This window comes from Leptospira interrogans, assembly GCF_900156205.1.
Taxonomy (GTDB): domain Bacteria; phylum Spirochaetota; class Leptospiria; order Leptospirales; family Leptospiraceae; genus Leptospira; species Leptospira interrogans.
This window is the reverse complement of the sequence record NZ_FTNA01000025.1, coordinates 26,786-42,396: the sequence shown is the minus strand read 5'-3', so window position 1 is coordinate 42,396 and position 15,611 is coordinate 26,786. Positions and strand designations below refer to the sequence as shown.

Annotated in this window: 10 protein-coding genes; 4 read left to right on the top strand and 6 right to left on the bottom strand. The window is 34.5% G+C overall.

Annotation, left to right across the window (positions count from 1 at the left end; all coding sequences use genetic code 11):
• Positions 1 to 117 precede the first annotated feature (117 nt).
• From BW942_RS16615 to BW942_RS16605, 3 genes are read left to right on the top strand one after another with little or no spacing between them, the layout of a single operon-like run.
• On the top strand, positions 118 to 1,452 hold the full coding sequence (locus BW942_RS16615; RefSeq protein WP_000420145.1) for a hemolysin family protein: 1,335 nt from the start codon (positions 118 to 120) through the stop codon (positions 1,450 to 1,452).
• Between the two features lie 15 nt (positions 1,453 to 1,467).
• Positions 1,468 to 2,010, top strand: a complete 543-nt coding sequence (locus BW942_RS16610; protein ID WP_000067295.1) for a phosphopantothenoylcysteine decarboxylase — start codon at positions 1,468 to 1,470, stop codon at positions 2,008 to 2,010.
• A gap of 16 nt (positions 2,011 to 2,026) precedes the next feature.
• Entirely contained in the window at positions 2,027 to 2,713 is a 687-nt protein-coding gene (locus tag BW942_RS16605) for a phosphopantothenoylcysteine decarboxylase (protein ID WP_001212530.1), read from the top strand.
• Between the two features lie 135 nt (positions 2,714 to 2,848).
• Here the strand turns inward: BW942_RS16605 and BW942_RS16600 are convergent, their stop codons facing one another.
• Positions 2,849 to 3,106: a hypothetical protein gene (locus BW942_RS16600; RefSeq protein ID WP_001081088.1), complete on the bottom strand. Its 258-nt coding sequence runs from the start codon at positions 3,104 to 3,106 to the stop codon at positions 2,849 to 2,851.
• A 787-nt stretch (positions 3,107 to 3,893) separates the two neighbouring features.
• Positions 3,894 to 4,019: a hypothetical protein gene (locus BW942_RS22010; protein ID WP_000465702.1), complete on the bottom strand. Its 126-nt coding sequence runs from the start codon at positions 4,017 to 4,019 to the stop codon at positions 3,894 to 3,896.
• 95 nt (positions 4,020 to 4,114) lie between these two features.
• Here BW942_RS22010 and murB point away from each other — a divergent pair, with 95 nt between their 5' ends.
• Positions 4,115 to 5,071 carry a UDP-N-acetylmuramate dehydrogenase gene (gene murB, locus BW942_RS16595; protein ID WP_001978935.1) on the top strand — a complete coding sequence of 319 codons (957 nt, stop codon included), beginning with the start codon at positions 4,115 to 4,117 and terminating at the stop codon, positions 5,069 to 5,071.
• Positions 5,072 to 5,289: 218 nt separating this feature from the next.
• On the opposite strand, the gene BW942_RS16590 is transcribed toward murB, so the two are convergent.
• From BW942_RS16590 to BW942_RS16575, 4 genes are all read right to left on the bottom strand, one after another.
• Complete coding sequence (locus BW942_RS16590) at positions 5,290 to 6,273, bottom strand: sensor domain-containing diguanylate cyclase (protein WP_000172726.1); 984 nt, start codon at positions 6,271 to 6,273, stop codon at positions 5,290 to 5,292.
• An 860-nt stretch (positions 6,274 to 7,133) separates the two neighbouring features.
• On the bottom strand, positions 7,134 to 8,894 hold the full coding sequence (locus BW942_RS16585) for an acyl-CoA dehydrogenase family protein (protein WP_000587238.1): 1,761 nt from the start codon (positions 8,892 to 8,894) through the stop codon (positions 7,134 to 7,136).
• Between the two features lie 69 nt (positions 8,895 to 8,963).
• A complete protein-coding gene (locus BW942_RS16580) occupies positions 8,964 to 10,835 on the bottom strand; it encodes a TolC family protein (RefSeq protein ID WP_001049415.1) in 1,872 nt (623 codons plus the stop codon).
• A gap of 786 nt (positions 10,836 to 11,621) precedes the next feature.
• Entirely contained in the window at positions 11,622 to 14,789 is a 3,168-nt protein-coding gene (locus BW942_RS16575; protein ID WP_000947424.1) for an efflux RND transporter permease subunit, read from the bottom strand.
• Between the last annotated feature and the right edge of the window lie 822 nt (positions 14,790 to 15,611).

The following is a 15,611-nucleotide window of genomic DNA, read 5'->3' as shown; positions in this document are numbered from 1 at the left end:
CATGGACCCCGAAGGTAGTCAGTTCTACATTCCAGCGATACTGAATTTCCGCTTTCTAAACTCAAAGGTTGTCCTAAACCCACATATTCTTAGATCCAATTTGATCTTTCTCCTACAATGGAATTAATCGGCTTTTTTATAATCGTTTTACTTATATTTGCGAACGGATTTTTCGTTTCCGCAGAGTTTGCTTTGGTTTCGATTCGTCCTTCTCGTTTAGAGGAATTGATCAAGGAAAATAAACCTCTTGCATTTATTACCAAACGCGCGGCTCAAAAACTCAATGACATGTTATCCGTATGTCAGGTAGGAATTACCATCGCCAGTCTTTTGTTAGGTTGGGTGGGGGAAGGTTACGTTTCTAGATGGCTTATTTTTCTTTTGGAAATGTTTGGCTATTCCGCAAACGAAGCAACTGTTCACGGTTTGGCGATTACTATTTCGTTTACGATTATTACGTTTCTACATATACTTTTAGGAGAACTTCTTCCTAAGACAGTAGCAATTCAGAACACGGAAACGATTGCACTTTTTATTAGCATTCCTTTATTCTTCTTTTATTATCTATTTTATCCAATTACTTTCTTCTTAAATGAAATGACATCTTTTCTTTTGAAGCTGATTGGAATCGAAGCAAACAAAAGCAGAATGATGCATTCTCCTGAAGAATTGATGATCATCATAGAAGAGCAAAACAAACAAGGTAAGATCGATCAGGAAGAATTTCAAATCATTCAGAATACGTTTCAGTTTTCAGAACATCAAGCAAAGGATGTGATGACTCATCGTTTGAGTATCATTGGGATTCCGCATGATACTTCTATGGATTCTTTGATTTCTATCATTGCAGAACACCATTTTTCTAGATATCCTATTTATGAAGGCAGTACAGATAAAATTATTGGAATCATTCACGTTCAGACGTATCTTACTTGGTTGTCTAATTCTAAAAAAGGTAGAAAAGAAAAAGTTACCGCAATTATGCAACCTCCGATTTTTGTTCCCGAAGGTCTTTCGATAGAAAAGGTGATGCAAAAACTCCGAGAAAACAAACAACACATGGCGATCGTTATAGATGAGTACGGTGGAGTTGCGGGTCTTCTTACATTAGAGGATATTATCGAAGAAATTTTTGGACAGATCCGAGATGAAACGGACGATCATGAGACGGATCCGTTCCCTACTCAACATTCAGACAGTTTTACGATCGACGGCGAAGCGGAGTTAGACGATCTAAAAGAAATTCTTGTAGGAGTCCAAGAAGAAGAGATCAAAGATATTCGTACGATTGCAGGTTTTATCTTAGGTCGTTTAGAAGATATGCCGGAAGAAGGTTCTACAATTTCTCTTCAAACAGGAACTCTTACCGTTGAGAAAATGGAAGGTAATAAAATTCTTTCGGTTCGTTTTACAAGAGTTAGCTTAAATAATCGAGCTCAGTCTAAAAAATGAGAATCGGAAACGTTTATGTCTAATCTTAAAAAAGAAATACTCGTTGCTGTTTCGGGAAGTATTGCCGCATACAAGACGTGTGAACTTGTAAGAAATCTTACTAAGGAAGGTTATCCAGTAAGCGTAATTATGACGGCGAACGCGACTAAGTTTGTGGGCCCGATTACGTTTGAAGCTTTAACCGGTAAAAAAGTGCGTGTGGATGAATATGAACAAGGAATGGCTCATATAGACGCAAAAAATTCCGCGTCCGTCATTGCGATTGTTCCCGCCACAGCAAACATAATCGGTAAAATGGCGAACGGAATTGCGGATGATCTTGTCACTTCTACTTATCTTGCGGCGAATTGTCCTGTGGTTATCGCGCCTGCTATGAATCCTTTTATGTATGCTCATCCTTCAGTTCAAAGAAACCTAAAACGATTGATCGAAGACGGTGTGACGCTTGCGGATCCTTCTGAGGGGGTAGTTGTCTGTGGGGACGAAGGATATGGAAAGTTAGCCGAAATTTCTATAATACAAAAAATGATCTTAGATTTATACCAGAGAAATTTTTAGATTCAGAGAAATTAAAGTGAGATTTTCCAAAGCAATCATTACGTCTGGACCGACCATTGAATGGATCGATCCTGTGCGATATATTTCGAACGCTTCTTCGGGTAAGATGGGTTTTCATATCGCCGAATCTGTTTCTAAATGGGTTTCTGAAGTCGTTTACATACACGGTCAAGTATTAGAAAATTATAAAAATCCTAAGGGTTCTAAAAGTATTGCTGTAGAAACCACATCCGATCTTTGCAACTCGGTTCTTGCGGAGATTCAAACGGATACGATCCTAATTATGGCGGCGGCTCCTGTAGATTTTAGGCCTGCAAAAAGTGAAAAATCTAAAATTAAAAAAGAAGAAGGAAACGAAACTTTTGTTTTGGAACTAGTTAAAAATCCAGATATCTTAAAAACGGTAAGTTCTAAAATTGCTAAAGAAGAGATTTCCGGTTGTTGTTTGGTTGGGTTTGCTGCTGAAACGGATTTTTTAGAAGAATACGCTCAAAACAAACTGAAAAATAAAAATTTAGATTATATCATTGGTAACTACGTGGGCAAGAATGAAAAAGGTTTTGGCGAAGTCGATACTACGGTTTTTATTTATTCCGCTTTTGGGAAAGTCGCTCAAATTGGTCCTTTTTCTAAGGAAGTAATTTCCGATAAGATTGTAGAGTTTTTAAAGATGGAAACTTCCAAACCTTTCGTAAAGTTTTAGTTGGGTGGAGTTTTCAATGATGTTTATTTATAATAATATTCTAATATATATTTGACTAAAATATTTATTAGAGCTATTGAAGGATTTAACGTTCTTCTGTTTTTCTAATAGTAGAAAAGATTTTTTTCAACAACTCTATTCAATATTAGGCATAATTTTCCATAGAAGTTCTATTTCCGCAATTAAACGAGGTATATCTTGTTTTGCGTTTGCAATAAAATCCTGATCTGCAAGTGATGCTCCAGAAAGTTCTATATCGTTTTTTGATGTTCGAATGAAATCGGAACCTGAAGTATGATCTCTACCTTCAATGAATGATTTCCACGGTCCGGGAGTAGAAGCTTCCCAACGTCTCTTGATTTCTTCTAGTTCTTTTAGAGATAAACGATTCAATTAATTCCTCACTTTTAACGTGAGTTAGATGGTTGAAATTTATTTTATAAAACCTAATTTTTCAATAGAGTTGTTGAAAAATGAATTCTCCATCTGTTTCTATTTTATGCAAATCGGCAATTGGAGCAGTTTTGTTAATCGGCACTATGGAATTTTTCAACAACTCTAATAAAAATAAAATGTGGAACTATCACAACATCTATTTTTTACAATTAAATTTTGAAAATGTAGGAACTCATACGAATTCCAATCGCAAAAAACGAATATTTAAAAATTCATAATGTGACTTAATCCGTGGGAACTCTCACGAATCTAGATTTTACGGTCAAACTTTGAAACTTACTTTTAGAAAAAATTTTCCAATTTCTCTTACGCCGAACTCACGTTTTTTAAAGTTTTATACATAAGAATTTTAGAATAAGTTGTAACAATTTAAAAGTCTATCTCAAAACAAGGCTTATGGGCTCAGATTTCACTTTAACGTTCAAAAAAATATTTTTAGTTTATATAAATTCTATTTTAGAAATTTTTTTTATTATACTTTTATAAAATATTTTTGTAAAAGATTGATTTGATTATTCGCTAACTTCGTTATGATTTTATGTTTTAGTTAATAAACTTCTGATTTATCTTTTTTGAAATTTATTAACTAAAGTTGAGGCACAACCTATTTGTCGATCATTGTGCTTCAACCCGATAATACTGAGTTCTGGTGGTCGGTGGTTTAAAATTTAAAGAAACATATCCGAACATGCGTCACTTTTATTCGGTTTTCTTTTTGATTTTTTTATACAAATCCGGCCAGTTTTTCTTGGTCTTGGGCCAATAGAATTACGGATTCGCAGTAGGTTTCCCAGTCAGTCCGTCCGGATGCAAAGTCGAGATAAATGGATTCTAACAATAGAAAAAACATAAATCACCTCTTTCTTTAAGATCGATCCGATTTCAGATTTTCCTTGAGTTCTTTTTTTTGTGGTAGAGAATTGGGGAAGTTCATTTTTTATTCATATGTCTCCTGTTCTTTCCGAATCCCAACTTCGGGATTTTAAACATACCTTAGAATCTTCTAAAATACCTTTTCGTTCGGAAGTTAGATTGGGGATTTTGTCTTCCTTCAAAATTGGTGGTGTTTGTCCTGTAATTGTCGAACCCGAAATTTCTTCCCAAGTTTCGGAAATCTTGCACATATTTTCTAAATTCGATATTCCTTGGAAAATTTTAGGGGGAGGTTCTAATCTTTTGATTTCGGATCACCCTGATAATTTTGTTACTTTACGCTTGTCCGGTAAATTTAAGGAGTTTGTATCTTTAGGTGATGGAAAGTTTAAAATTGGGGCCGCGACCAATACCACTCCTACGTTTCGTCAAATTTCTCAGCTTGGTTATACGGGAGCAGAGTTTTTAAGTACAATTCCAGGTTGGACCGGTGGAGCAGTGATTCAAAATGCTGGTTGTTACGGCGGAGAACTTTTTGATTTGATTGAATCCGTTGAATTTTTGAGAAACGGAGAAGTGTTTGTTCGTAAACCATCTGAAATCAAATACGGTTATCGATTTACCGAATTTTTAAATCAAAAAGATTCCATTATTTTAGGAATTGAAATTCTTCTTAAAGAAGGAAACTTAGAAGAGATTGAATCTTCTTTAAAAGATAAAAGAGATAGAAGAAACTCTTCTCAGCCCGAAAATAAAAAAAGCGCGGGTTCTGTTTTTAAAAATCCCAAAGTTTTTCGTGAAGATGGAAAAGAAATTAAAGCTTGGGAATTGCTTGATCAAGCTGGTTTGAGAGGTCAGATCAAAGGTGGTGCTCAGATTTCTCCTGAACATTGTAATTTTATAGTCAATTTAGGAACGGCTACCGCTTCCGATGTACATTATCTGATTGATTTAGTTGTCGATAGGGTTTATCAAACGTCTGGAATTCTTTTAAACAGAGAGATCGAATTTTTCGGAGATATTCCTTAATTTTTTTTCGGAGTTTTTACTATGAAGACGCTTAAAAATGAGTCTTTACTCTATCCATATACGTAAAAATAATATGGGTTTTTACGCAAGTAATACTTAAGGGTTGCATTCGCATTGATCTTTTAGATATTTATAATGAATTTCTAATAGATTTATGACAGCTTGAAGATTAGATACTACATGTTGTTTGTGGATTATGAAGAATGATAAATCTTGGATCATCCTTTGGATGCATACATAGATAAATCCGCCTCGTGTATCAACTCATCTAGTTTTTGAATAGAGCCGATCGACATTCCCCAAGTAAAATTAAAAGGAGGATCGTTCTCCTTACATTTTTTTAGAAGCACGGACATTGTTTCTCGAAATCGATTTTGGGTTTGGAGTATTTTTTCCTGATTTTCATGTCGTACTAAAATTAAAAATTCATCTCCTCCGATTCTGAATATTTTATCCGTTCCACGAATTACGTAGCGAAGAATATCTGCAAAATAACAAAGCACTTGATCTCCCGTTTTATGGCCATAAGTATCGTTGATCATTTTAAAACCGTTTAAGTCTAAAAGAGCGACTAACGCAATTTGGTTTTCCATTGTCCTGTTAGACCATTTTTCTTTGAGATGATTCAACTTATTACGGTTAAACGCTCCAGTTAATGAATCTCTAAACGCAAGTATCTTTGTTTTTTCGTATTGATCTGAATGTGCTAACGAAATTGCAGTAAAATCGGCTATCGTCTGAAGAATGACTAAATCTTCAGGAGAGAAAGATGATCCGTCAAAACGATTTACTAATTCGATAACTCCGTGAACCTCTCCTCTGAATATCATTGGGACCGCAATGATCGTTTTTGTTTCAAACCCTGTCTTTTCGTCGACTTTTTTGGAAAATCTAGGATCATTTTTTACGTTTTCTACAAAGATCGGAGACTTTGTTTGGACAACTGAACCGGCAATTCCTTCTCCCGACTTTAATCGAATGCTTCTAATATGATTGAATTGTATTCCTTCCGCTATTAGAAAAAATAATTCTTCCGAATTTTCATCGTAACGCATCAAACTCCAATTTTTAGGACTAAAAAATAAACGAACTTCTTCCATTACTGCGCTTAGTACTTCTTGCTGCTCTAATGAAGAGGTAATAATTTTTCCAAGAGAAGAGTATAATTTAATTAATTCCGGTTTTGAGTCTTTTAAGGTCATTGGTATTTTTTGCTCTTTTTTATTTTATTAAGAGTTTGAAGCGTTATTTATCAAGATATTTCCAGGAAAATTATAATTTTATTCTAGTGTTGATCCCTATAAATGGTACACTATAAATTTTAAAACAAATCCGTTGTGTAATGTAGAATTTTAAAAATTCTACTATGTAACGCTTGGAGCAGACAAGTTTCTTTTTTTCGAGGACAAGTTTTTGAAACTAGAGACTATATTGAATGTAATAATACGTTATTCATTACTTAGAAACTTAGATTGTATTGAGTTCGAACATTTACAATTTATAAAAATCATTATTGCAATAATATTGGTGAGAAGAAAGTTAAATACTGATTTCTATACAATCAAGTACCATAAATTTTGAAATAAATTCTTGTTCAGAAGCAAAATTTTGGCACTCTATTTGTATAGTTCGGGGAGTAGTTTTATTATTTGCGGTAGTCGACTAAGTTTATAAATTAGATTCGTAAAATCTTTTTTTCTTCAATGTCTCTTTTACCTTTATCTACAAACTTCTTTGAGCGAGCGGTTTTTTGTTTTTCTGATCGTTTAAAAAGTAATAGTTCCTACATTAGAGTTGTTGAAAAATTCCCTAGTTCCGATTAACAAAACTGCTTCAATTGCCCCATTTCCATAAAATAGAAACAAATGGAGAATTAATTTTTCAACAATTCTATTTTAAAGAATGAACAGAAAAGCTCGATTAGTAAGAATTTATCTACTTAAGAAGTCATAAAATTTTTTTTAAAATAAACTAAAATTAGTTAATAATTTTATTATATTCAAATTAATACAAAGGCAAACCAATCATCGGGCGAAGGATTTGCCTAGGAGTTTATTTTGTGTTAAACTGCAATCGCTTGTTTAGAAGTTCTTTCCAGTTTGATCAAGTTCGCGCTAGTGATAGCTATACTATCCAAGTTATAGGCTTGAGAAATCGTTCTTCGATTTTCGAGTTCTTTTCCATTTAACACTTTCAAAGATTTTTCCAAAAGAAGCCCGCATAGAAAACGAGCCGCTATTTCTACAACTTCAAATGCTAAAGAATCCCTTAAGTCTCCGTTGTGAATGGATTTGTAAAGTCCTATACTTGTATCTAAATCTTTCCAAACTTTTTTGAGGTCTTCGGAAGCGGAGAATTTAGAAAGTTCCATTTCCGAATATTGTCTGAGTTGTCCGGTTGGAGACATTCCGGATACAACACCTCCGATTGCGGCGACGATTTGTAATTGGGTTGTTCCTTCGTAGATCGTAGTGATTCTACTATCTCTATAAATTCGAGCTACGTCGTAGTCTTCAGTGTAACCACTTCCACCATGAATTTGTAATGCGTCCGATGCAATTGCAACACATCCTTCTGAAGCGTAATACTTACTTAGTGGAGTAAAAAGGTCTGCAAGTTTTTCCCAACGACGAATGGATTCATTCTGATTTACTTCTTTTTCCGATTTACCTTCTATTTTGATAAGATGTTCTTTCGGCCAGTGATAAAGATCGATTGCCTTTCCGGTTTCAGCAATTAGAACTCTGGTAGCTAAAATTTCTCTTTCCATACGATCCAAAATTTTTCTTACTGCTGGAATTTGTTCGATTGGTTTTCCGAATTGAATTCTTTCAGAGGCGTATTTTTTAGCTTCGTAATAGGCGGCCGTTGCAATTCCCAAAGATTGAGTAGCAATTGTAAGTCTGGCAGCGTTCATCATTCCCATTGAATATTTTACGAGTCCATATCCAGTCTTACCGATCAGTTCTCCTGGAGAATTATCAAAAACTACTTCACAAGTGGGAGAACAATGAAGCCCCAACTTATGCTCAACACCCGCAATATGTACGTCGCTTCCTTTTACGAGAAAAAAAGATAAACCTCTTGCACCACTCTCGGGCGAGCCTGTTCTCGCTAACGTAAGAATTACGGAAGGTGCATTAATATAACCGCAAGCGTGTGTAATAAAACGTTTGGCTCCGTTAATTCTCCAGATTCCATTAGCATCTTGAGTGGCTCTTGTTTGAACATTAGGAAGATCTGATCCATAGTTTGGTTCTGTGAGTGCCATTGCCGCGCTGTATTTTCCTGCGGAAATTTCCGGAATCCATTTTTCGCACATTTCGGAAGAAGCATATCTTTCCATAATTTCTACAATGTTTATATTTCCGTATGAGAGACAAAAAGCCGCATCTGCTCTTGCAGCAACTTCCATCATAAAAGATTGAACCGTTGCAGGAAGTCCCATGCCGCCGTATTTTCTACTAAGCGAAACCGGCATTAAACCAGCGTCTCGAAGAGTGTTATAACATTCTTCTTGTGCCTTTGGAAAAATCACTTTTCCGTTTTCATATTTAAGTCCGATTTGATCCATTTCCTTGCTGCGAGGAGCTACGAATTCTCCCATAATTTCGCCTAAAGATTCTAAAACGGATTTATAATATTCTATTGCTTCTTCAACATTGGAAGGTGCATAAGCCAATCTTTCATTGCCGGTTTTTTTATATTCTTCTGCGTCTTCGAATTTATGTTCGTACGCGTGAATGATTTCTTTCCAATCGATCAACTGGTTAAAAACGAGTTTGAGATCTTCATTGTCTTGAAAGTAATTGCTGATAATCATTGAGTTTATACCTCTAATTATGCCCAATAATTAAGAGTATCGAGAAGAGATGTCAAGCATCAAAGAAAACTAATTTGTAGTCTTATCCTCTTCTTTTAATTTTTTTAACTTTGGCAGTTCGCCAATTGCAACTGAATACCAAATCGTATTCAAAGAGTGTTGATAATACGCCTTTCTATAAGCAATTTCGGAATCTAAAAAAGAAGTTTCTGATACTAAAAGTTCAAGACGGGAAACTGTTTTAAAACTGAAACCTCTTCTCTGAGAACTTAGGTTGGATTCTGCAGAATTGCGGGCTTTTGAATATAAGGATAATAAACGAGCGGAATTTAAGGAGCTTTCATATGCCTTTCGAATTTCATCAGTCGCAATCCTTTTTGTTTGAGACAATTGTAGTTCTGCTTGTCTTAATGCAGATTCTGCCTGTTTAACTCCTGCTGTGACGATTCCAGCGGATAATAGAGGCACGTTGATAGATAGTTGCATCGTAATATCTTTATTTGGGGTTGTGTTGTGTTCTGGAATTGTATAATAATTGTTTAATGTAACTGAAGGTAAATGCCCGCCCCAGGCTTTTTTCAGATTGAATTCCGCTGCCTTTAGATTTTCTTTTGCAGCGATTACGTCATATCGTTTTGCGATTCTTTCTTCGGGTAATAAGTTTTTAGGAATGGAAATTACTTCCTTAGGAATTGCTAATCGTAGACCACCTTCTCCAGCTCCTATAAGGCTTTCCAGCGCCATTTCCGCCTGTTTTAATTGATATTTAAAATCTTCTAAGTATGCTTCGGATCTGGAGAAATCAGCCTCGGCTCCACTTAAGTCCGCTCTAGTAATTTTTCCTAAGGAAAAAAGTCTTCTTCTTTCTTGAATTGTTTTACGAACCAAATCAGTCTTTTTTTCTTCTAAAAGAATGATTTCTTTTAATTGTAGAACATTATAATATGCTTGTGCAATTTCTAGATAAAGTCTTCCTGATTCGTAGCGAGCTTCGTTCAGTCTCACGTTGGTTAAAGCGCCAGAGGCTTTATAAGTAGTATATTGACTTACTCCGTTTAAGATTGGAATACTCAAAAGTAATCTCGTTCCAGGGCCAACCGTGGGCGGGAGGCTGCTTGTTGTAGAAGAGCTTCCGGTGAGGGGATTTGGTTCTGTATAAAAAGGATTAAAATGGGAATTTGGCCCTGGAATTCTATAAAATTTATTATACACTAAAGATAAAGAGGGAAAAAAGGAGGCGAACGCGGCAGCCTTTTGAGCATCGGCCTGTTGGATCGCTTCTTCCTTGAGAGCGATTCTTTCCGTTCTTTCTACAGCGAAAGCATATAATTCATCTATAGTCAGTTCTTGTTCAGGTAAAATACTTTTGATTTTTTCGGTAGTTATCCCGGTTACTTCTTCCAGTCTGGGTTCAACAATTCCGTCTCCTGTTCGAATTCCGGAATCGTCCGTGCATTCAGATGTAAACACTAATATAAAAAAAGAAATGAATGTAAAAAAAACGTTTTGGAGTTTTAAAACTTTTTTTGCATTCGGTTTCTTTTTGTAATATACTTTATGTTTTTGGAATAATAATGAATTTATGTTATAGAATATAAGTTTATAATTATTTATAAATGTATTTATTGAAAATGTGTACATAATTTTAGATTTAAGTTTTTTTAAAGAAATAGCCTTTTCGGATTTTATGTTCCAGAAATTTCCAAAATTGGAAAAAAATTTAAATTTATTTTCTTTTTTTACAGAAAAAATCCGATGTGTATTTGAAAACTCGTCCCAAAATTTATATAAGGATAAAAGATAAATTTGGTAACAGAAAAAGTTTTTAAGTTGCAAATTGTTTTTGAAATCAATCCTTCTAAAGTCTAAAAAAAATAACTGTCCAATCAAATTTTTACATGAAAGTTTCATTTTGCGACTATCATCAAATTTTAAATTCATTTTATAGAATTTTTCTGGGAATATTTTGAACTTTCGAGTTATTTTTTTAAAAGAATATATTAGTATATTAATATGTTTATTTATTTCTAATCTATAAAGATTTATTTGTTTGAATTTGCTATTTATTTTCATGGAAATAATTCTGTGAGTTTGTTCCAAAACTTAGAATGTATGAGCTCCCAAATTTTTATAAGTTTTGATGACTTCAATATCCTCTGAGTAAAAAATATTAGGTATTTTATTGTATAATTCTGAGTAATAAAAAAATAAAGAGTAATTAATTTTTTAGAGACCCCATTAAAACTACCTAATTCTATTTTATAAAAATTTACTTAACGAACACTGTCCTAAATTTAAAAATGAATCCATATAATTATTGATTCATTGGGCGTAAGAGCAGGTTTGAAAAAATCATAAATTTATCCTAAAATTTCAAAAAGTATAAACTTATAATACTTTGAAAATTTATAATAAACTGCCGAACTTCCGCAATTATATTGTACCTGTATGTTTGTGAATTTTTTCGTAGTCCCTCTATTATTAAATATTCATAATCTTTAATTCTAAAATAGACTCTACATAAGAATTGTAGAAAATCAACTTCAAACAATTTTGTAAAAATTTTATTTCAGATAAGAAATACTCGTAATGTAATTTTCTGAAAAGAAATTCAACTACTATGATTTCTGTAAAATTAAGTGTCATAAATTTTTATTACAAAGTATTGAGCATTTTATTATATAATTCTAAGTAACACCTAATCGTTTAATTGGATCTACTTTAAACTTATATTTTATTGATCTTTGGTTGAATTTTTACCTCCTTTTCTCCTAAATAATACGCAGCTGGAACCACTAAAAGTGTAATCAAAGTTGAAAGGGTCATACCACCTAGTATGGTCACTGCCATTGGAATTCTAGTTTCTGCTCCTGGCCCTAACGCCAACGCAGGCGGAATTGCTGCGGCGATAGAACTAAAAGAAGTCATTAGCACAGGCCTTAAACGGATTGGACAACCTTCTCGGATCGATTCTTGAATATTTTTTCCGGTAGAGCGAACGTGATTTACAAACTCTACGAGAAGAATGGAATTCTTTTTTACCAACCCTAAAAGAAGAATGAGTCCGATAAAACTATACATGTTAAAAGATTGTCCAAATACATAAAGAGCGACTAACGCACCTGTAAAACTAAAAGGCATTGCGAGTAGAATATACAAAGGCTGTTTTAAACTGTTGAATTGACTTGCAAGGATCATATAAGAAAGTAGAATTCCGAATAATAAAGCAAGAGTTAGGCTGTTACCTGATTCTTTTGCAGTTTTTGCAGAACCGGTCATGGCAACCGAATATCCTTCCGGAAGAATTTCTTTAGCAATTTCTAATGCTTTTTCCGTAGAAGCGTTTTGACCCAAAGCGGGAGCAGGGTTTCCAAATACTCGGATCGCTCTTTCTCGATTGATTCGAGTAATCGTTTTAAGAGCTTCTTTTTCTTGGATATTTATAACTTCTTTTAATTTTACAAATTCTCCAAATGTGTTTCTAACTCCAATGTTGGGAATAACCGAGATGGTTTCTCCCTTTTCCCTTTGAATTTTGACTCTAACGTCGTAGCTCCGACCGTTTTCTGTAAAACGACTTACATTTTTTCCTCCCATCAATGTTCCGACGGTATTTCCAACGTTAGCCATGCTTACTCCTCTCAGAGCGGCTGCTTCTCGGTTTGTTACAAGTCTAAGTTCTTTCTGTCCTGCTACATAATCTGTATCCACGTCTAGTAGAATTTTACTTTCTTTGAGTTTATCTAAAATTTTTACAGAAAGAGAGGATAACGTATTCCAGTCAGGACCAGTTAACACGAGTTCCACGGGGTAACCTCTTCCCGCAGAAAACCCTCTTTGAGAAAGATCTTGTACCGAAAATGTAGCTTCCGGAACTAATTCTTTTAAATCTTTTCTTAATATACTAAATAAGCTGGCTTGAGTGATTTCTTTTCCTGTTTTAGGATTTTTAGGTCTGTGTCCCATTTCTTTCATCGTAATAAAAAACATTCCGGTATTTGCTTCCGTTCCTCCAAAACCACCTATGTTAGAAATATACTTTTCTATTTCTTTTCTTTGGATCAGATATTGTTCTACTTTTTTCATGGCTTCGTCAGTTCTTTGTAAAGAAGAACCTAAAGGAAGTCTAGCTCGAACGATAAAACGTCCCATATCTTGAGGAGGAATAAATTCTTTCTTTAAGAGGAAAAAAAATCCAAGAGATCCAATAAACAAGATGGTGGAACCGAATACAATCCAACGAGGAAATTTTAATACGAAGTCGATAGAACGTTCATAAAAAATAGTAATGTATTCTAAAAAACGTTCCATAATCGGATCCATCTTTTTGAAAATAGAAATTTTTGAAATCCATCGATTCCAAATTTCGTGAGCACTTACAGAAAAGATAGATTTCTTATCGTTCTTTTTTTTATTTTCCGCATACAAAGAAGCACGCATGGGAGTAAAACTTAAGGCTTCAAAAAGGGAAAGGAGAACTGAAACAGAGATTGTAACACCGAATTCTAAAAAATATCTTCCAATAATTCCTTTCATAAAAGCGACAGGAAGAAAGATAGCAACGACGGCTAACGTTGCCGCAAGAGCGGCAAATCGAATCTCAGTCGCTCCTTCCAGGGCGGCTTGAAACCAGGACTTTTTCATTTCTCTATGTCTGGTAATATTTTCTAGAACCATGATTGCATCATCTACAACGATCCCTGTTGCTAGTGATAAACCTAACATAGTAAATGTGTTAATTGTAAAACCAGCAAAATATAAAAACAAAAAGGTTCCAATCACGGAAGTAGGAATTGCAAGAAGAACATTTCCGGTGCTCTTCCAGTTTCCTAAAAACAATCTACAAACAAAACCGGTAAGGATTGCTGAAAAGATTAGGGTAAATTCCAGTTCATTTACGCTGTCTCGAATATAACCTGTGTTGTCGTTCGAAATGGTAAGATCATAACCTTTTGGAAGTTTCGGTTTTAATTCTTTGACTTTGTCTTTAACGAGGTTGCCTACTTGAACCGCGTTTGCTCCTTTGAGTTTTTTGATACCGATTGCAACCGCAGAAATACCATTAAATCTAGAGATTCTGCGAACTTCGCCTAACCCGTCTTCTACGATCGAAATGTCTTTCAAACGAATCGATCTAAAAAGGGGAGAGCCGCTTCTTGAATTTAAAAATATGTTTCCAAATTGTTCCGCAGTAGGAACTTCGCCAACGGCACGAAGACTGATTTCGTTTGTTCTATTTTCTAACCTTCCGGAAGGGACTTCTAAATTCTGTTCTTTTAAAGTGTTTACGATGTCGTCTACCGCGATTTCGTTTCTGGAAAGTTGGGTCGGATCTAAATAAACATTGATGGTTCTATCAACGTAACCACCTAAAATGATCTCACCCACACCTGGAATTTTCTGGAATTTATCTTTAAGAAAATCCTTTACGAAGAGCATTTTTTCTTTTTCAGATTTATCGACTGCGGTGAGGGAAACCCAGATAATTGGGGTATCATCTGGATTGGATTTAGTGATAACAGGAGGATCCATTTCTTCCGGAAGTTTGTTGGAGACCTGAGCGAGTTTTGTTTGAATTTCTTGAACGGCGACGTCTACGTTTCGACTCAGTTCTAATTCCACGGTGACCGCAGCAGAACCGTCTGAGGAAATCGATCTAACTTCGGTGACACCTTCTACGGTCATAAGAACTTCTTCGATTGGGTCTACGACGTCTGTTTCCATAACTTGTGCGTTGGCTCCGGTGAGAGTAAGAGAAACGTTTACAACCGGAAAGTCTACGTCTGGCATTTGGGAAACACCCATCCTGGAAAAACCAATTGATCCAAAAAGAATGATCGCTGCCATCATCATCCAAGAGAAAATCGGATTGCGTATAGAAACTGCGGAAAGCAAGTAAAAACCTCTTTCAGGTCCAATTAAAACGAAAATTGAAATGAACCTTAAATAATAATTCGACCTAATTTTTATTTTCTGGGTCCAATTTTTTAATTGGAAGTTCGTTAATTATGAAATCATTTATTGAAATTTAAGATAAAATTGAGAAGGGGGACCGGTTTGATTCTTATAAAATTCAGAGAATGAAAGTCAAGTTTACCTATTCTTTTAATGGTTAAGAAAAGCTATTTCAAAAATATCTTAGAATAGTCGGGATTGGCACTTTAGGCAAAGATACAGCATTTTGAGATAAGTTCTGGTAGAGATTCATTCTAATATTAAAGATAAATAAAATATAGATCCTTTTGTAATTACGCATATAGAGTATCATAAATTTTGAATGTAATTACCATTTCAGTTGAAATTTTAAATGCTCTGTTGTATCGTTCTGAATAAGAATAAATATCAGTTCTAAGTTTCACTTACTTTTGCACATATACAAAACTTGTAAACTTCCCAAAATCTGATTTTGAACTTTCTGAATATTTATGAGGGTGTTGTTACTTTTAGAAAGTTGTCAATTTTGCGTTTTTTAAGAGATTGTCTTAAAACTTAAAATGTGGAAACTCTTACAATTGTCTAAAAGGGTAACGTTTCTAAAGAGACGTAATCCGTGGGAACTAACACGTTTTGTTAAAACTTGCAACAAAGGATTTCTATTCATTGGACCGGAGAATTTTTGAGACCTATAAAAAATGGGTTTTCCATTTGATGAATGTCACAAAACAAAGATTTTATGCAAAAAGCTGACTATACGAGCATTTATTTTAGATTTTATAA

Bases quoted from the DNA above. Each gene is read 5' to 3' on its own strand.
- BW942_RS16580 (WP_001049415.1), bottom strand. From the start codon at position 10,835: ATGAATTTAAAATTTGATGATAGTCGCAAAATGAAACTTTCATGTAAA.
- BW942_RS16615 (WP_000420145.1), top strand. From the start codon at position 118: ATGGAATTAATCGGCTTTTTTATAATCGTTTTACTTATATTTGCGAAC.
- BW942_RS16590 (WP_000172726.1), bottom strand. From the start codon at position 6,273: ATGACCTTAAAAGACTCAAAACCGGAATTAATTAAATTATACTCTTCT.
- BW942_RS22010 (WP_000465702.1), bottom strand. From the start codon at position 4,019: ATGTTTTTTCTATTGTTAGAATCCATTTATCTCGACTTTGCATCCGGA.
- BW942_RS16610 (WP_000067295.1), top strand. From the start codon at position 1,468: ATGTCTAATCTTAAAAAAGAAATACTCGTTGCTGTTTCGGGAAGTATT.
- murB (WP_001978935.1), top strand. From the start codon at position 4,115: ATGTCTCCTGTTCTTTCCGAATCCCAACTTCGGGATTTTAAACATACC.
- BW942_RS16585 (WP_000587238.1), bottom strand. From the start codon at position 8,894: ATGATTATCAGCAATTACTTTCAAGACAATGAAGATCTCAAACTCGTT.